The organism is Flagellimonas chongwuensis (assembly GCF_013376415.1).
GTDB classification, from domain to species: domain Bacteria; phylum Bacteroidota; class Bacteroidia; order Flavobacteriales; family Flavobacteriaceae; genus Flagellimonas; species Flagellimonas chongwuensis.
The window spans coordinates 816,100-833,174 of record NZ_WYET01000004.1 but is presented as its reverse complement, the minus strand read 5'-3'; the positions used below and the strand labels follow the sequence as shown (position 1 = coordinate 833,174).

The following is a 17,075-nucleotide window of genomic DNA, read 5'->3' as shown; positions in this document are numbered from 1 at the left end:
TTGCTTTTAAATAGGTTGATTATTAGAGCTCTAAAAAAGGACATTTACTTGACTAGCCTACTTTTCGTGTGCAAAAATAACGCTATTTCCTGAAAAAAGAGCCTGTATAGGTGTTAGAGTTGCCGACATTGTCCGTAACGGTAACTTTAAGTTCACATTCCGTTTCGTTTGCAATGTTGTCATCAAAATTATAGGTGATGGTATTGGTTTTTGGTTCGTATTCCATCAAAATCCATTTCCCGTTCAGTGTGGCGGAATAGGAGTCAATCCCGCTGAGGTCGTCCGTAATGGTAAGGCTTAGGTAGCTGTAATTGCTCAACCATTGCTTTTCCTTAAAGTTTTTGGGGCGTATCTGTGGTGCTACGCTATCCTTTACCAATGTATAAGTACCCAAGATCCTGGTTCGGGTGGTAAATGCCCCGTCGCGTTTGTATGTCTTCGAATACGAAGGTCTCATTCTGCTGTCCAAATGCGCAATAAACATCTGGCTCCTATCTTCCATTGCATATTTGGATGGGTCGAAACTGATGGTGAAGTTCCGGTGTGCGGCAATGCTGTTATCGTGAATGGTGATTGTATCGTTCCCTTTTTTCAAATTGATGAAGAAATCTTCATAAAACGTACTGGCAGGGAAGTAAACTTTGGCAGCACCAAGGTCAAAGTTGTTCGGTTTCTCCGCAATCAAATAATTTTCCGTGGCTTTGTCCTCTTTTGCGATTTTCTCCTCTTCTTTTTTGCCTTCAATTGGAATAACAAGTTTTGTAGTGTTGCCTGCCAAATCCGAAATGAGCAATTCAACATTGTACGACATGCCTTCTTCAATACTTATTTTTCCATCATTATAGAGCGATTTGTAAATGCTTAGGTGGTTATAAGGTTCCCTAAAACATTTTTGTATACGCTGCCGATGATCATAATAATAGGCGTAATCAATAAGTGTGTTGATGTAGCGTGTCTCGGCAAAGGAGAAGGTCTCAAAATCGAATTCTGAATGCACCCTCCCGTTAACCGTTTGCTTTATGGCATACACTCCATTTTGGTTGGCGGCCATATCCAGGCGATCAAAAGTATTGAGTCCAAAACCGATGGTGCCACTAGCGGTTACCTTGTCCGCTAAATAGGAACCATCAGCTTGCCTTTTGTAGTTCAATTGAATTTTTTTTGCGCTTTGATTGATGAGAGCGCCTTCCGAAATGGGATAACCGTACAGTCCCAGCAAAGTAGGGTCGGTGGCATCGCGTACCTCATAACCATACAAAAGTGGGTTGGTCGGCTTGCCGCTTACACTGCTACGTATTTCAAAATGAAGATGTGGGCCTGCGGAACCGCCCGTATTGCCCGAATAGGCGATGATACTTCCCTTGTTCACTTTTAACTCGCCGTAATCAGGGAACATTTCCACCTCGTACGATTGCTTGTCATATTGCATTTTTTTAACGTATTCCTCTATTTCTGGACCAAACTTTTTAAGATGCGCATACACCGAAGTGTAGCCATTGGGGTGTGCTACATAAAGAGCTTTCCCGTACCCCCAGTGCGAAACTACGATACGCGTCACCGTACCATCTGCAATGGAAAATACCGGTAGGCCTTCGCGCTGTTGCGTTTTAATATCCATCCCCGAATGAAAATGATTGGAACGCAGTTCGCCAAAAGTCCCGGCCAAAACCAAGGGTATGTCCAACGGAGAGCCGAATGCATCCTGAGGATATTCTTTTTGGGCAGATAAGTGCAATGCAATAAAAGAAGTGATAAAAAAAAGATAGAGGCGCATATAAAAACAATAATTCCTTACGAAAGTAACCAATGTTTTGATTTGATAAAAAGTTTTGGAGGAAACCACTTTTTACTTGAAGCAAAGCTTTAAGAATAAATCTTAAAAGTATTGCGAGGTTGTACGAGGATCGTTAACTTTGTGTAATACGTATTGTTGTTTGCAAATATGAGCGAACTTGTTGAGATTGTTGATTCTTTGGAGAACAAGGTGAGTAAATTGCTTCACAAAATGGAGCTGTTGCACCAACTCAACGCCAATTTAAGGCAAGAATTGGAACTCCAAAAAGAAGAAAACGGACTTCAGCAGAAAGCGCTCAACGATTGGGAAGAGAAATACGAATCCCTGAAAATGGCAAACACGATGCTGGGTAGTAATACTAGTAAAACAGAAGCTAAGCTCAAGATAAATACATTGATTCGCGAACTTGATGTTTGCATAGCCAAGTTGGCGGATTAACTGGTACCGAGATTATGGACGAGAAGCTCAAAATAAAACTTTCCATTGCGGATAGGGTGTATCCTTTAACAATTGACCCCAAGCAAGAGGAAGGGTTGCGCAAAGCGGCCAAGAACATCGAAAATCTGGCAAAAAAGTTTGAGCAAAACTATGCCGTTCGGGACAAGCAGGATGTTTTGGCCATGTGTGCCTTGCAATTTGCATCTAAAATTGAGCAAAGCGGAATAGACCGTTCAGAAAATGCCGAGGCGGCCATGCAGCGCCTCAGGGCCTTGGACGAACTGGTACATTCTAAATTGGGGGAATAAGTTCTTTTAAATAAAATATTGTTACTGCCCACATTGGTAATTTATTTTTGACAAACTCAACACTAATATAATTAGAGAGGGTGAGTTTAGGCTGTAAAAGCAGGCCCTACTTGTATAGGGATCCTTGATCAGCTTGGTAGCCCTAAACCTGTATTTTGGAGTTTGTACAAAACTTCTTCCGATGTGGGCTTTTTTTTTAAACTAAACACAATCAAACATGGATAATATCATAGTAATTGTTGTCGCAGCTGTAGTGGGCTTGGCAATAGGGTTCGCAATAGCCAAGATGATGGAGAAAGGCAAAGCATCCAAGACCATTGCCAATGCAAAGAAGGAAGCTGCCTACATTGTGAAAGAGGCTAATAAAGAAGGAGAGAGCATTAAAAAGGATAAGATTTTCCAAGCCAAGGAAAAGTTTTTGGAGTTGAAGGCGGAGCATGAGAAAGTTATTATCAACAAGGATAAAAAAATAGCCGAGGCCGAAAAGCGAACCAGGGATAAAGAATCACAGGTAAGCAGCGAATTGGCCAAGAACAAAAAACTCAACGATCAATATCAACAAAAGATAAAGGAGGTCGAGTATAAAAGTGATATTCTGGACAAGAAGCAATCCGAAGTAGAAAAACTCCATAAAAGTCAAGTACAGCAACTAGAGGTAATCTCCGGTCTTTCCGCGGAAGATGCCAAAGCACAATTGTTGGAATCTTTAAAAGAGACCGCAAAGAGCGATGCCATGGCCTATTTGCAGAATACTCTGGAAGAAGCAAAGCTTACCGCACAGCAGGAGGCGCGAAAAATTGTGGTCAATACCATTCAGCGTATAGGTACCGAAGAGGCGGTGGAAAATTGTGTTTCCGTATTCAACTTGGAATCCGATGATGTAAAAGGACGGATCATTGGGCGTGAAGGTCGAAACATACGAGCCATTGAGGCTGCTACAGGGGTTGAAATTATAGTAGACGATACGCCGGAAGCGATTATTCTATCTTGTTTTGATTCTGTACGAAGAGAAGTGGCGCGACTGTCCCTCCACCGATTGGTGACCGATGGCCGTATTCACCCTGCACGTATTGAAGAAGTGGTGAAAAAAACCGAAAAGCAAATCAACGAAGAGATAGCAGAGATTGGAAAACGCACCGTAATCGATTTGGGAATCCATGGATTGCACCCCGAGTTGATTAAAGCAGTAGGTAGAATGAAGTATCGCTCCTCTTACGGACAAAACCTGTTACAGCACTCTCGCGAGGTTGCCAAACTTTGCGGGGTTATGGCCGCAGAACTGGGACTAAACCCAAAATTGGCCAAAAGAGCAGGATTGTTGCATGATATCGGAAAGGTCCCCATGGCCGAAGTAGAGGTGGAAACACCGCACGCTATCTTGGGTATGCAGTGGGCCCAGAAGTTCGGTGAAAAGGACGAAGTCTGTAATGCGATAGGGGCTCACCACGATGAAATAGAGATGACAACGCTATTATCTCCCATTGTTCAGGTGTGCGATGCCATTAGTGGTGCACGTCCAGGGGCTAGAAGACAAGTTTTGGACTCCTACATCCAACGTTTAAAGGATTTGGAAGATATAGCCTTCGGTTTCCACGGAGTGCAGAAAGCCTATGCGATACAAGCCGGTAGGGAGCTGCGAGTTATCGTTGAAAGTGAAAAGGTGAACGATGACAAAGCCGCCGAGCTGTCTTTTGAGATTTCACAGAAAATTCAAACGGACATGACTTATCCTGGACAAGTGAAGGTGACCGTGATCCGAGAAACAAGATCAGTGAACGTGGCAAAATAGTCTCCTGACAATTATCATACTTTTCCAAGGGGGATAGGACTAACTTCATTCAAGGAATTGATAAATACTTGAATGATGAAAAATAGTGTGCCTGTTTCAAAAATAATGACCAAAAAATTGGTGACACTTACCGCCAATGACGATTTGGTGACCGCTGAGCAGCTTTTTAAAAAGCACCATATTCGACATATACCTGTTGTTGAGGGCAAGGTGATTAAAGGAATGTTGAGTTACACCGACTTACTTCGCATAAGTTTTGCCGACGCTGTGGACGAGCATGAAGAATATGTGGATACCATAGTGTACAACATGTTTACGATTCCGCAGGTAATGGTCAATGATGTTGTCAGTGTAAACTCTGAAACGTCTATCCCTGATGTGGCGCGCTTTCTTTCCAAAAAAGAGTTTCATGCGTTACCGGTTGTGGACAATGGTAAACTTGTTGGTATTGTGACCACTACAGATTTAATCAATTATCTATTGGAGTATATTGAGGGCTAATACATCATCAAAAATGACAAAGGACCGCTGATTTGGCGGTCCTTCGTTGGATATCTTGGTATTTACCGAGTTCTATTCCTCTTCGTTGCTGTCGGTTTCCTCTTCTTCGGATTCCTTATTGAGCTTGTGTTCCAGGATGTTGAGGTTTTTCATTTTTTCTTTCCAAGTCTGGAGAGCTTCTTTTTGTTTGTTGAGATTGTTCACCACTTCTTTTACCAGTGGATTGTCTTCAGAATCGTTCGAGAAGAACTGCAGATTGTTCTCCAATTGACGTATTTCCGATTTTACTTCATCAATTTTACGCTTAACAAATACACGTTCGTTGCCAATAGCATAATTATCCTCTGTTTTGGCCAACTCCTGAACCTTGTTTCCATATTTAAGCAGTTCGGATTGCTGTTTGCCAACTCCTAATTTCTTGAGTAGGGCGTCTACAATTTTATTGAACTTACTATTGATATGCTTTTTATTGTACGGAATACGGCCGTACTGCTTCCATTCAGACAAAAATGTCTTGATGTCCTCAATATCCTTTTTCTTGTCGCCACTCAATTGGAATTCCTTCAAACGGTCAAGACACTCGCTCTTCTTCTTAAAGTTTTCAAACTCTTCCTGATTCGCCTCGTTCTTTTCGGAGTGCAAACGGTTAAAATAATGGTTGCAGGCGTCCTTGAACTCTTTCCAGATTTTATCTGAGTATTTTCGGGGAACATGGCCTATCTTTTTCCAGTCGCTTTGTATCCGCTTCATTTGGGGCGTAACCTCTGCCCACTCATCACTATCTTTTAAGGAGATGGCCAGTTCAAGAAGCTCTTTTTTCTTTTCTAAATTTTCCTGCTGTTCCTTCTTTTGATTCTTGTAAAAAGCATTTTTGGTCCTATTGAACTTGCGGACACTCTGCTTAAACTGGTCCCATGTTTCTTCATTTACCTTCTGTGGCACCTTTCCGGCCTTGAAAAATGAGTCTCTTAGGGCTTCCACTTCTTTTATCTGCTGTTGGATACCTCGGTGGTTGTTCGCAACATTGTCGGAAATGGAGGAGATAGAGGCAATTATTTCCTGCTTTTTCTCGTAATTCTTCTCGTAGACCTTTTCCAGTTCGTGGAAATGCTCCTGCCTACGTTGGTGCATGGCCTTGGTGGCGTTGCTGAACTTCTCCCAGATTTCTTCCCGATGTTCCTTGGCAACCGGACCAATGTCCTCTTTCCATATTTTGTGAAGGGTCTGGAGCTCGCGGAACGCTTTGTTCAAATCCGGTTCATTGGCCAACGCCTCCGCACGTTCCACCAATTTTTGTTTTTCTTCCAGATTATGTTTAAAGTCCAGATCACGCAACTCACGGTTCAAGTGAAGGAAATCGTAAAAGATTTCCATGTGGTGGTGATAGGTTCGCCAAACATCATTGTAATTGGTGCGTGGAATGGGACCGGCATTTCTCCACCGGTGCTGTAAATCTTTAAAGTTGTTATAGGTTGTATTGATGTCTTCTTCAATATCAATAAGGCCTTTGAGCTCTTCAATGATTTCCAGTCGGTTTTGAAGATTACTTTTTAGGGATTGATCAAGTTGCTTGTAATATTGGTCCCGTTTTTCCCGGAAATCGGAATATACTTCGTTGAATTGCCTTTTGGCTACAGAGTTGTAACGGAAATCAATTTCGTTTCCGCCTTTGGATACAAATTCCTCCTTTTTTTCATCTAGAAAATCTTGAAACTTTTGGTCGAACTCATATTTAATGGCACTCACATGCTTGTTGATTGCCTGTACCTTTTCGTTTTTGACCAATCGCTGCAATTCCCCAACCAGATTTTCCATGGACATGGAATGGTAGTCCAACATGGGAATGGTATGCCTTTTTTCGTTTTCGGTATCTTCTGCATCCTCGGCATTGGACTCATCAATCTCATCCAAATGATCGTTGGAATCATCGCTTTTGGCACTCGTCTCCTCGTTGTTGGTTTCGGAAGAAGTTTCCCTTTCAGGTTGTTTTTTCTCCTCATTTTCGGGCACGGTCTGCTTTGACACTTTTGTTTCGGCCTGTTCGGTCTCTTCCAAATGTGTTTTTGTGTTCTCCGTTATTTCTTCTTTGCCACCTTCAGCTTGCTGAAGTTTACGATCGTTTTCCTGCATTGGTTGCGTGTTTACCTCTTTGATTGATGAAAGTTATAGCCAATTTAACAACTTAATTGTCTAATAGCAAAAGTAGTGATTCTTCTTTTGCTTTAATATGATGGTTGTAGGTGTCGCTGGAATCGCTATATCAATAGCTGGTTTTATACGTTGTTCCAGATTTCCCAAGCCTTTTCAGCTTGTCCTTCCAACATTTTTAGCCCATTGCAAATAGAAGCTCCCTTGGACTCCCCCATGGATAGAAAGCTGGTTTTTTCAGGATTATAGATCAAATCGTACAATAAGTGCTGCGTTCCGATGTGATTATAGGGGATTTCAGGTTTACCCTCAATATTTGGAAAAGTTCCCAGTGGTGTGCAATTGATGATCAAGGTATTTTCTTCCATGATGTCTTGGTCAAGTTCATCATAGGTATACTGCCCATCTTTTTTGCTGCGGGAAACATAGGTGCTTTTGATTCCAAGTTCGTTGAGCACATATTGAACCGCCTTGGACGCGCCTCCCGTTCCCAATATCAACGCCTGGGTGTGATGCGGTTTTAGGTAGGGCTTCAAAGATTTTTGAAAACCGTATGCATCGGTATTGAAACCGATTAAACCTTTCTTTGAAAACTGAATGGTGTTTACGGCCCCTATTTGTTCTGCCTTCGGGTCTAGCTCATCCAAAAAGGAAATGATCTCTTGTTTGTAGGGAATGGTGACGTTCAGCCCTCTTATGTCCTTTTGTTTGAGCACATCTATTACCTCTTCAATTTTTTGAAGGTCAAAGTTTTCGTAGCTGTGGTCCATCAAGCCCAAATCGTTGAATTTTTGGGCAAAATAACCTTGCGAAAAGGAGTAGGAGATGTTTTTACCGAGAAGGCCGTATCTGTTCATTCTTTTTTCTGTTGTTGCCATACCAGTCCAAAATTAATAATACCAAAATCCCCAGTAAAATAAAAAGTATGGCCCACCAGGTTTCGGCCTTTGCCATATCCGGGAAATATCTGGTATAGTTTAGGATTATTTTATTTCCATTGGTGTCCAAAATGGGATTGTTGGCCAGGTCCAATTTGAAAATGGTCTTTTTCCAAGGCCATAAAACACCTAAGGAACCGGTAATGAAACCTAGTAAAACAGCTGTGGTGGTGGATTTGTAATGTTTTAGTAGATAGCTCAATAAATGTGAAAATGTGACCAATCCGGTAATTGAGCCTAGGGTGAAAACTGCCAGAATTTTCAGGGTCTGCATGCGTTCCGCATTATTCCAAAAACTGAAATCACCTGAAAATATCTCGGAAAATGTATCGTACAGGGCATTGACGGAATCTACCAAAAGCAGCACGTAATTACCCATCAATATCAAAATGAAAGAACCCGAAAGTCCTGGAAGCGTCATTCCGGAGACGCTTATTATTCCACAAAAAAAGATGAAGAATAGGTTGTCGTTTTCTTTTGCAGGGTTTAAAAAACTGATGGAAACACCAATGATAAGCCCAATAAGACCGGCGGGTATGGTACGCTTGTCCCATGGGGAAAAGTCTTTTCCAATATGATAAATGGACCCGATGACCATTCCAAAAAACGTGGCCCATACAAATAGTTCGTTGTGCTGTAGAAAATAATCCAAAATCCTGGAAACACTAAAGTAGCTGACCAGCATTCCAAATATCAATAATCCCAGAAATTTGGCATTGATATACCGGAAAAAACTCCTGAACCTTCCATTGAAGAATAGCTTAAGTGCCTTTGAGTTCAGTTTTTGAAGGGAATAGATGAACTCCTCGTAAAAACCGGCAACAAAGGCGACAATACCGCCCGAAACACCCGGGACCTTGTTGGCCGCTCCCATGCAGAGGCCTTTGATGACCAAGAAGAAGTTGTCCAGAAATGTTCTAGGTTGCTGCATGTGCCAAAAATAGGGTTTCCTTATTTTTTGGAAGCTAATCTTTCCAGGATAAAAATAAGTGAAAAACCTAGGATGGCTAATACAATGGCCAGCATTAATTTACTGTCTCCCTCAAAAGCGCCGGGGAGTACGTTCATATCGTCCACGACAATGATTTTTTCACCAAAAGTCTTGGTCTCTATAACCTTTTTCCAAGGCCATATTTTGTTCAAGGAGCCTAGGATGAAGCCTGTCAACAATGCCAATGTGATATTCTTATAGTGGTTGAACATCCATTTAAGGAGTCGGGCAAAGCTCAACAGCCCAAAAATGGCTCCAAGACCAACGGTCAAGATAATTTTGATGTCGCGTTCATGAACAGCGTCCAAAATGGTTTTGTAAGACCCCAACAGTACCAAGATAAAAGCTCCGGAAATACCGGGAAGGATCATGGCACAAATGGCCAAGGCGCCTGATAGGAACAGATAGGGGAGGTTGTCGGTATTGTCGCTTGCTGGCAACTCTGTAATGAAAAACGCGAGCGCGGCACCCAAAATCAAAACAACTATGGAGCCTGCTGTCCACTTTGTAATTTCCTTGCCGACCAAAAATATGGATGCTACTACCAATCCAAAGAAAAAGGACCAAAGTAAAATGGGTTCGTTCTCCAAAAGCCAGCTCAGGAACTTTGCCAAGGATAGTACGCTGATGAAAATCCCTAGGAACAAGGCTACTAAAAAGTTGCCATTTACCTTGTTCCATACAGCCTTTATTCCTTCTTTTCTTAAAACAGGAATGAGGGAAAGGTTAATATTATTGATAGAGGTAATGAGCTCTTCATAAATTCCTGAAATGAAGGCGATGGTTCCTCCTGAGACTCCGGGAACGACATCGGCAGCGCCCATGGCCATTCCTTTAAGGGTAATAAAAATGTAGTCCAGTATACGACGTGCTTGCATGAATTTGGATAAAATGTACTGGCTACTTGGCTGTTTTTCTAATTTTTGAAACCAGCGCTTTCACCCAATCGACTTCAGTGAATTCCGGGAATTCCTTTTCAAACTGTCGCAATTTACCAATATCCAGTTTCATGGCCTTGGATAAAATCTGTTTTGATTCGGCCAAGTCGTCATTTTTTAAATGGATGCCCGCCAATTTATAGGTTAGATCACAGTTATCGGGGTAAAACTCCAATCCCTGAATCAACACCTGGATAGCGGAATTGTAATCCCCGATTTTATTGAGGGCCTCGGCCCAGTTTTGCCATGTGGAGAGTTCGTAGTTACCTAAATCCACAGCTTGCTTATAGGCAAAATCAGCTTCGTCCCAGTTTTTGAGGGCTGCATAAATTTTACCGGATTTTTTCCAATACTTTGGGTTTTCACCATCGATATTTATGGCCTTGTTGATGTAGTACAGCGCTTTATCATAGTTCTTTTGTCCAAAATGGAAATCGGTGATGGCCAACCATCCTTTGTCCAATAAAGGGTCTTCATGAACGGTGTGATAGTAGTAGTATTTGGCCAGATCAAAGTTTCCCAGTTTTTCATGACATTTGCCCAGTCTCAGAAATGCGTAAGATGTTGGGTCTTCGATGGATATGGTGGACTCATAATTTTCAATGGCCTCGTTGTACCTTCCCAACTTTTCCAACACCTTGCCTTTTTCAAAATAGGCGCCGATAAAGGAGTCGTCCGAAATCACGGCAAAGTCAAAAGCTGTCAAGGCTTCGATATAAAGCTTTTTGGCAAGGTACATTTTGCCCAATTGGTGCCAAGCGACCTCGCAATAGGGGTTTCTATCCAAATAATCGTTCAGGTAATATATGCTGCCATCAAAATCTTCCAAAAACTCAAAACAGTACACCACGTTGTAAAGGGACGAATAATCTTCGTCATCAATCTCAACACAGCGCATAAAGCTTAGTTTGGCTTGCTCATAGTTGTCCATAAACAGGTATTCCATACCTAAAAGGGAATGGATGTCGAAGGAATGGTCCGTGATATCCAAAGCTTCCAACAATAGGTTTACGGCTTCTTGGTGCTTGTCCTGTTTGGAACGGATGTTGGCCCGTTGAATAAATACTTCCTCGTTTGCGGCATTGATGTTCTGAATTTCATCCAGAAGTGTTTCCGCTGCTTCAAATTTATCTTCGAAAGCCAAAACCTCTACTTGTAAAAGCTTGAGCTCCATGGAATTTGGGTGTTGTTCCAAACCAATCTGGATGGCTTTTTTCCCCAAGGAGATTTTGCCGTTGTTCAAGTAGTGGTGGATGATTTCCTCAAAGTCCTCTGCATCAAAGAAATAGACGTCATCCGTCTTGAGCATGGACTCAAATTTGCTAATGGATTTGTCAGGATACTCGTTAGATTCTAACGCCATAGGAACGTTTTTGGTTGTACTATGGACTTAAAATTAACCCTTTGAGCTACTCTTAAAGTCCATTTTAGGGGTATGTTATCAACAAATTAGTTAACAGTATCTGATTTATAGCTGTTTAAAATCCCAAGGATTTGGTCGCATCCTTCCTCAATTTCTTTCATGGAAATGGTCAGGGGAGGGGAGATTCTCACAGCTTTTGGCTCAAATAACAGCCAGAAAAGTATGAGTCCTTTTTTTGCGGCCTCGAGGACCAAAAAGTCAGCTATTTCCTTGCGCTCCATAATCGGGGCGAGCATTAAACCTTTACCGCGTATTTCTTTTATTAATGGATGTTGCAATAGTCTTCGGAACAGTTTTTCCTTTTCCAAGGTTTGCGGGATCAGGTCTGTTTCGGTGATTTCTTTTAGGGTCGCCAAACTTGCGGCTGCAATTACGGGATTACCACCAAAAGTCGTGATGTGCCCAAATTTCGGGTTTTCTTTTAAATCGGCCATCAACTCGTGTGATGCCACAAAAGCTCCAACAGGAAGGCCCGATGCCATGCCTTTTCCAATGACCAAGATGTCCGGCGGGCAGTTAAAATGTTCAAAAGCAAACAATTTGCCCGTACGTCCAAAGCCTGGCTGTATTTCGTCCAGAATTAACAATGCGCCCACTTCGTAGCAGCGGTTCCGCACTTTTTCCAGATAACCGTTTTCCGGTAAAATAAAACCGGCGCCGCCCTGAATGGTTTCCAAGACCACGGCGGCCGTTTTTTCGGTAATGTCTTGGATTTCTTCTTCCGCATTGAACTCAATGGAACGGACATCTGGAATCAAGGGACGGAAGGCGCTTTTGCGTTCTTCCAGCCCCATAAGGCTCAAGCTGCCCATGGTGTTGCCATGATAGGCATTTTTCGCGGCGATGACCTGTGAACGTCCCGTATGCCTTCGTGCCAATTTAATGGCTCCTTCCATAGCTTCCGTACCCGAATTGACCAAATACGTGGTATTCAAATTATCGGGAAGACGGGAGGCCAACAGTTTGGAGAATTCCACGGCAGGCCTTTGAACATACTCCCCATAGACCATAACGTGCATGTATTGGTCCACCTGTGTTTTGATGGCATCCACTACTTTGGGATGGCCGTGTCCCAAACTGCAAGCCGAAACACCTGCCACAAAATCCAAATGGGCATTGCCATCTTGATCATAGATGTAGCTCCCCTTGGCATGAGAAACCTCCAAGGCCAATGGATGTAGGGAGGTTTGGGCTTGGTATGTGAAAAAATCCTTTTTGGACATTATGGTGTCTGTGCTTTCTTATGAACCGCGGTCTTTTTGGGTTTTACCGCCTTGGTGTTAGGTGTGTTGATGGGGTCGTTCTGGTTGTTTTGTCGCTCGTTTTCCTCCGCATCGATATCGATTGGATTGTCTATGCCCCTAATTTTTGCCAGTTCGATATTGTTGTCGTCTTCATCAAATATTTCTTCTTTTGACCTAATTCGTTCATCGCCGCGCCAAACAAATCCTTTTAGTTTTCTACTCTCCACGGGCAAATCGGTCTCAGGGAATATATCTCCATCCGGATTCACAAAAAATGTGATGTCTTCAATATCGTTGTTTGCCATAAGCAAACGTATCTTGCTGCAAATGGTCTTGTCGATTCCGATCAGCTCTTGGTCATCGTTGTATACGTAATAGATGACCTCGGTGTTTTGGACCAAATCAATGAGCTTCAATTCATTTTCAATGAACTTACCAAAGAGATTCTTCCCCTTGGCCTGATTGTATCCCGTACCGCTTATCGTATCCAAAGAGATGATAAAGGCATTCTCAATCACTTTGAGGGAATCCAGTTTGTCGGTTTCCATATCGGATATCAAATGGATACTATCTCCGGTAATCTGGTTGTCCACGTTCCATAAAATGGGGTCGGTGATCAGTTGGGTGATTCCTGTTCTTTCCTCAAAATGGATGGAATCGCACTTGCCGCTCAAATCTGTTTTATAAAATTTGGCATTCCTGAAGGCCCTTAAAACTCGCTCCTCTTCCTTACCGGTGACCATTAAGGTGTCTCCATGCATGTATAAGGAATCTTTCTCTACCAGACTGATGGAAACTGCTCTTTTGGTCGCAAAAACGGAATCCTTGGCCTTGTGTACCTCTGCGTAGTGAGCACGAATAACCCCATTGTTGATGGTATCGGTAATCTGAATATTGTTCGTGGCCGAAGCAAATTCCGAAGCTTTGTCGAAATAAAGGCTGTCTCCCTCGATTATTTTATTGTCGTAATCGATACGGGTGTTCTTAATGCCGTACCCTTGTTCGATTGTGGTGTCATAAAAACCCCGCTCGCAATAAATTTTGTATTCCTCTCCGGTAATGGTGGAAGGGCCGTACATATAGGCATTCTTTGAGGTGGTGTAATAATCCAACTGCTCCGAATCGATGATATAATCGGGGTTGTCGATATGTACGTTACGCTGGAATTGATATTTTTTCGGGGTTATAAAGTAAGTACCCACTTTGCTGGTAAGCACATTAGCGGAGTCCACCACCTTTCCGCCCGAATTGTAATAGGCCAGTTGTTTCTCTCTGTCAAAATAAAGGGTATCGGTGGTCAATCGCATTTGCCCGTTGGTCAGGTCTACGTTCTCCCAAGCCTTGGCCAAACTGGTATTGCCGTCCCAATCCAGTTTTGCACTGTTCATTTCAATGGAATCCCCTTGTTGCAAGCGAATGTTGCCAATGGCTTTTAAGCGGTTCTCTTCTGCATAAAAAATAGCAATATCGCACCAAAGGTCTGCACCTTGGTGTTCAAACTGTACCTGTCGCTCATCGTCCTTGCTAAAAATGGAAGCACCTGGGAATTGGGCCTCATCTTTGGTGAAATTCGCCCCGTATACAATGTTGATCTGTCGACCGCCCTGAGGTTGTTGGTCCTGGGCAAAAACGCTAAAAGCGAAAAGTGATAGAATGAGAAATGAAATGCTTTTCAAGTCCATAAAATTTTGCCCAAAAGTAGGGTTTTTAACGGAAGTGGCATGCATCGTTTAGAAAGCTTTGGGATTTCTCTCCCAAACGGTTAAGGCCTTGTTTTTTATTTTCCGTGTTTAAGCGTTAGGGTAATTTGTCCGCAATGGTAAGTTGTGTGATATAATATATGTCCCAATAGCCTGACCCTGGAAATGGTTCCGAAAAACGGAGTGTCCAAGGTTTCCCTCCATTGATCTTCGGAAAGATTTTTGACAAGGCCGTACAATACTTGATAACCGTCCTCTATAAGTTTTTGGTTTTCATCCCTGTTGTACGCCTTGCCGGTGTCTTTTTGCCCCATAGTGGTGTTCTCAACATTTGTTGGGACACCAAAGAATTGGGCAAGTAGATGCATGATCTCTCCAATATGACGATAAATGAACCCGATGGATGCGGTGTCATCGTTCAATCTTAGAACACTATTTTCCTCTGTGATTTCGTTAAAGGTGAAATCGCAAGTTTTCTGATTCTGTGCGATTAGGTCATTGAGAATGTCCTTGGTCATACGAGTTATTGGTTTAAATATGCCGAGTACATCCAAATAAGTTTTTCCTGTTCACGGATGTAATCGCTCATAAGTGCATTGGTGCCTTCATCATTGGAGTCCCCTGACATTTCCAAAAGTTCTCTTTCCAACGGCAACAGCACTTCATACCCTTTTAATATTTTCTGAATGGCCTCTGTACCGCTTGATATATTTTTGGAGACCTTTATTTTTGAGAGCTCCAGATAATCCCCAAAGGTGTGTAGTGGAGTAAAGCCCAAGGTCAAGATTCGTTCTGCAATTTCATCAATTTTGATCAATGAATCGTTATAGAGTTCTTCGAACTTAAGGTGAAGTTCAAAAAACTTTTCACCTTTAATGTTCCAATGAAATCCACGGGCATTCATGTAGAAAATCTGATAATTGGCCAATAACTCATTTAGCTTATCCGCCAAATCGCTCGATGCTGTTTTATCTAGTCCTATTTGATTAAGGTTTTGAGTCATTTTGTTTTATTTTTTAGATTAATTTAAAGGTAAAACAAACTAACATTCCTTAAAGTGACATTGGTCACATAAGGTTAACCCTATTCTTATAAAATAGGTCTATCGATGAATCGTCTGAAGCCTATCCGGACCTACCGATACAATCTTGATGGGCACGTTTAACTGCTCTTCCAAAAAGGCGATATAATCATTTAAGGTGGCAGGTAAATCCTCCGCTTTGGAAAGCTTCGTAAGATCCTCGGACCAACCTTTCATTTCAGTATAAACAGGGGTTACATATTCTTCCTCTATACTGTAAGGCAAATGCTGGATTTCTTCTCCTTTATATTGGTATGCAGTACAGACCTTGATGGTGTCAAAACCACTGAGAACATCGGCTTTCATCATCATCAATTCTGTTACACCGTTGATTTGAACGGCATATTTCAAAGCAACCAAATCTAACCAACCACAACGTCGGGGTCTTCCTGTTGTTGCACCGAATTCGTTTCCGACTTTGGCCATGGTGGCACCGTCTTCATCAAAAAGTTCAGTAGGGAAGGGGCCGCTTCCCACTCTGGTGGTGTAAGCCTTGAAAATTCCCAAAACATTTTTGATATTGTTGGGAGCAACTCCAAGACCAGTACAGGCACCAGCGGCTGTAGTATTCGAAGAGGTTACAAACGGATAGGTTCCAAAATCAATGTCCAACAACGAACCTTGTGCTCCCTCTGCCAATATTTTCTTGCCTTCTGCCTGCGCCTTGAAAATGTATTCCTCACTGTCGATGAAGGTTAATTTTTTCAATGTTTCCACACCTTCGCAGAACTCGGCTTCCAATTCGTCGAGGTTGTACTGGATTTCCACATTGTAAAAATCTATCATCGCTTCGTGCTTGTCGGCCAAAGCTCTGTATTTGGTTTTCCAATCATCGAACTCCAAATCACCAACGCGCATACCGTTTCTGCCGGTTTTGTCCATATATGTCGGTCCAATACCTTTTAAGGTGGAACCGATTTTTGCTTTTCCTTTGGAAGCCTCGGAAGCGGCATCCAACAAACGGTGGGTGGGCAAAATTAAATGTGCTTTTCTTGAGATAAAGAGCTTGGTTTCGATGTCTATATTGAATTTCTCCAAGTTATCGAGCTCTTTTTTAAATATTACAGGGTCGATTACGACTCCGTTACCTACCACATTGATGGCATTTTTGTGAAATATTCCGGACGGAATAGTGTGCAAAACGTGTTTTATACCATCAAACTCCAAAGTGTGCCCTGCATTCGGACCTCCTTGAAATCTGGCGATAATATCGTATTCCTTGGTCAGTACATCAACAATTTTTCCTTTTCCTTCGTCTCCCCATTGGAGTCCAAGCAATAAATCTACCATGTAATATGTGGGTTATTCAGTTAGGTTTTTTTCTTTATTTCGGGTTCCGTAGAAGTATAAAGAGTGGTTGTTGATTTTTATATCAAATACCTCCTCGATAGTTTTTTTGATGGATTGAATGCGCGGGTCACAAAATTCTACCACCTCACCAGTGTCGGTAAGTATTACGTGATCATGCTGACGGTCAAAATAGGATTTCTCGTATTGAGCCTGATTTTTACCGAATTGGTGTTTTCGTACCAGCTTACATTCCAATAAAAGTTCGATGGTGTTGTAAAGCGTGGCACGACTTACCCTGTAATTTTTGGTCTTCATTTTAATGTAAAGGGATTCTACATCAAAATGGTCGTCACTTTCATAAATTTCCTGTAAAATGGCGTATCGTTCAGGGGTTTTGCGGTGTCCCTTTTCTTCAAGAAAGGCAGTGAACACGTTTTTTACAATTTCCTGATTTTTATTATTTCCCATGGCTTTCTACCTATGCTAATGCA

At 42.2% G+C, this 17,075-nt stretch carries 16 protein-coding genes and 1 other RNA gene; 5 read left to right on the top strand and 12 right to left on the bottom strand.

The genetic code is table 11. The features are described 5' to 3' along the window. Positions 1–82: 82 nt before the first annotated feature. Positions 83–1,774 (bottom strand): M23 family metallopeptidase, encoded by a 1,692-nt coding sequence (locus GUA46_RS10815; protein ID WP_176620496.1) that lies wholly within the window; start codon positions 1,772–1,774, stop codon positions 83–85. A 168-nt stretch (positions 1,775–1,942) separates the two neighbouring features. On the opposite strand from GUA46_RS10815, the gene GUA46_RS10810 reads away from it, so the two are divergent. From GUA46_RS10810 to GUA46_RS10790, 5 genes are all read left to right on the top strand, one after another. Further along, complete coding sequence (locus tag GUA46_RS10810; protein ID WP_108246611.1) at positions 1,943–2,233, top strand: hypothetical protein; 291 nt, start codon at positions 1,943–1,945, stop codon at positions 2,231–2,233. 14 nt (positions 2,234–2,247) lie between these two features. Continuing rightward, a complete protein-coding gene (locus GUA46_RS10805; RefSeq protein ID WP_108246612.1) occupies positions 2,248–2,541 on the top strand; it encodes a cell division protein ZapA in 294 nt (97 codons plus the stop codon). 54 nt (positions 2,542–2,595) lie between these two features. Then, positions 2,596–2,705, top strand: a non-coding RNA gene (ssrS, locus tag GUA46_RS10800) — 6S RNA. Between the two features lie 53 nt (positions 2,706–2,758). After that, positions 2,759–4,330 (top strand): ribonuclease Y, encoded by a 1,572-nt coding sequence (rny, locus tag GUA46_RS10795; protein ID WP_176620495.1) that lies wholly within the window; start codon positions 2,759–2,761, stop codon positions 4,328–4,330. Between the two features lie 75 nt (positions 4,331–4,405). Next, positions 4,406–4,831, top strand: coding sequence for a CBS domain-containing protein (locus GUA46_RS10790; protein WP_176620746.1), 426 nt, complete (start codon positions 4,406–4,408; stop codon positions 4,829–4,831). A gap of 72 nt (positions 4,832–4,903) precedes the next feature. On the opposite strand, the gene GUA46_RS10785 is transcribed toward GUA46_RS10790, so the two are convergent. The 11 genes from GUA46_RS10785 to GUA46_RS10735 form a co-directional block, all read right to left on the bottom strand. Beyond that, the gene (locus tag GUA46_RS10785) at positions 4,904–6,961 is read right to left on the bottom strand and encodes a DUF349 domain-containing protein (RefSeq protein ID WP_176620494.1); all 2,058 of its coding nucleotides are present in this window, start codon (positions 6,959–6,961) and stop codon (positions 4,904–4,906) included. 143 nt (positions 6,962–7,104) lie between these two features. Further along, positions 7,105–7,857, bottom strand: coding sequence for a shikimate dehydrogenase family protein (locus GUA46_RS10780; protein WP_176620493.1), 753 nt, complete (start codon positions 7,855–7,857; stop codon positions 7,105–7,107). Continuing rightward, positions 7,811–8,848, bottom strand: coding sequence for a DUF368 domain-containing protein (locus GUA46_RS10775; RefSeq protein ID WP_176620492.1), 1,038 nt, complete (start codon positions 8,846–8,848; stop codon positions 7,811–7,813). The genes GUA46_RS10780 and GUA46_RS10775 overlap by 47 nt, the downstream gene beginning before the upstream one ends. Positions 8,849–8,868: 20 nt before the next feature. Beyond that, the gene (locus GUA46_RS10770) at positions 8,869–9,786 is read right to left on the bottom strand and encodes a polyprenyl-phosphate transporter (RefSeq protein WP_176620491.1); all 918 of its coding nucleotides are present in this window, start codon (positions 9,784–9,786) and stop codon (positions 8,869–8,871) included. Between the two features lie 22 nt (positions 9,787–9,808). After that, positions 9,809–11,209: a tetratricopeptide repeat protein gene (locus tag GUA46_RS10765; protein ID WP_176620490.1), complete on the bottom strand. Its 1,401-nt coding sequence runs from the start codon at positions 11,207–11,209 to the stop codon at positions 9,809–9,811. 86 nt (positions 11,210–11,295) lie between these two features. Further along, on the bottom strand, positions 11,296–12,492 hold the full coding sequence (locus tag GUA46_RS10760; protein ID WP_176620489.1) for an aspartate aminotransferase family protein: 1,197 nt from the start codon (positions 12,490–12,492) through the stop codon (positions 11,296–11,298). Beyond that, the gene (locus GUA46_RS10755) at positions 12,492–14,195 is read right to left on the bottom strand and encodes an OstA-like protein (RefSeq protein ID WP_176620488.1); all 1,704 of its coding nucleotides are present in this window, start codon (positions 14,193–14,195) and stop codon (positions 12,492–12,494) included. Before GUA46_RS10755 ends, GUA46_RS10760 begins: the two co-directional genes overlap by 1 nt. A gap of 95 nt (positions 14,196–14,290) precedes the next feature. Then, positions 14,291–14,731 carry a DinB family protein gene (locus GUA46_RS10750; protein WP_176620487.1) on the bottom strand — a complete coding sequence of 147 codons (441 nt, stop codon included), beginning with the start codon at positions 14,729–14,731 and terminating at the stop codon, positions 14,291–14,293. Between the two features lie 5 nt (positions 14,732–14,736). Next, the gene (locus tag GUA46_RS10745; RefSeq protein ID WP_176620486.1) at positions 14,737–15,216 is read right to left on the bottom strand and encodes a Dps family protein; all 480 of its coding nucleotides are present in this window, start codon (positions 15,214–15,216) and stop codon (positions 14,737–14,739) included. Positions 15,217–15,315: 99 nt separating this feature from the next. After that, the gene (locus tag GUA46_RS10740) at positions 15,316–16,584 is read right to left on the bottom strand and encodes an adenylosuccinate synthase (RefSeq protein WP_176620485.1); all 1,269 of its coding nucleotides are present in this window, start codon (positions 16,582–16,584) and stop codon (positions 15,316–15,318) included. 12 nt (positions 16,585–16,596) lie between these two features. Beyond that, a complete protein-coding gene (locus tag GUA46_RS10735) occupies positions 16,597–17,052 on the bottom strand; it encodes a Fur family transcriptional regulator (RefSeq protein ID WP_108246624.1) in 456 nt (151 codons plus the stop codon). Positions 17,053–17,075 lie beyond the last annotated feature (23 nt).

Excerpts from the sequence above, each read along its gene's own strand:
- GUA46_RS10815 (WP_176620496.1), bottom strand. The coding sequence starts at position 1,774 with ATGCGCCTCTATCTTTTTTTTATCACTTCTTTTATTGCATTGCACTTA.
- GUA46_RS10810 (WP_108246611.1), top strand. The coding sequence starts at position 1,943 with ATGAGCGAACTTGTTGAGATTGTTGATTCTTTGGAGAACAAGGTGAGT.
- GUA46_RS10805 (WP_108246612.1), top strand. The coding sequence starts at position 2,248 with ATGGACGAGAAGCTCAAAATAAAACTTTCCATTGCGGATAGGGTGTAT.
- rny (WP_176620495.1), top strand. The coding sequence starts at position 2,759 with ATGGATAATATCATAGTAATTGTTGTCGCAGCTGTAGTGGGCTTGGCA.
- GUA46_RS10790 (WP_176620746.1), top strand. The coding sequence starts at position 4,406 with ATGAAAAATAGTGTGCCTGTTTCAAAAATAATGACCAAAAAATTGGTG.
- GUA46_RS10785 (WP_176620494.1), bottom strand. The coding sequence starts at position 6,961 with ATGCAGGAAAACGATCGTAAACTTCAGCAAGCTGAAGGTGGCAAAGAA.
- GUA46_RS10780 (WP_176620493.1), bottom strand. The coding sequence starts at position 7,857 with ATGGCAACAACAGAAAAAAGAATGAACAGATACGGCCTTCTCGGTAAA.
- GUA46_RS10775 (WP_176620492.1), bottom strand. The coding sequence starts at position 8,848 with ATGCAGCAACCTAGAACATTTCTGGACAACTTCTTCTTGGTCATCAAA.
- GUA46_RS10770 (WP_176620491.1), bottom strand. The coding sequence starts at position 9,786 with ATGCAAGCACGTCGTATACTGGACTACATTTTTATTACCCTTAAAGGA.
- GUA46_RS10765 (WP_176620490.1), bottom strand. The coding sequence starts at position 11,209 with ATGGCGTTAGAATCTAACGAGTATCCTGACAAATCCATTAGCAAATTT.
- GUA46_RS10760 (WP_176620489.1), bottom strand. The coding sequence starts at position 12,492 with ATGTCCAAAAAGGATTTTTTCACATACCAAGCCCAAACCTCCCTACAT.
- GUA46_RS10755 (WP_176620488.1), bottom strand. The coding sequence starts at position 14,195 with ATGGACTTGAAAAGCATTTCATTTCTCATTCTATCACTTTTCGCTTTT.
- GUA46_RS10750 (WP_176620487.1), bottom strand. The coding sequence starts at position 14,731 with ATGACCAAGGACATTCTCAATGACCTAATCGCACAGAATCAGAAAACT.
- GUA46_RS10745 (WP_176620486.1), bottom strand. The coding sequence starts at position 15,216 with ATGACTCAAAACCTTAATCAAATAGGACTAGATAAAACAGCATCGAGC.
- GUA46_RS10740 (WP_176620485.1), bottom strand. The coding sequence starts at position 16,584 with ATGGTAGATTTATTGCTTGGACTCCAATGGGGAGACGAAGGAAAAGGA.
- GUA46_RS10735 (WP_108246624.1), bottom strand. The coding sequence starts at position 17,052 with ATGGGAAATAATAAAAATCAGGAAATTGTAAAAAACGTGTTCACTGCC.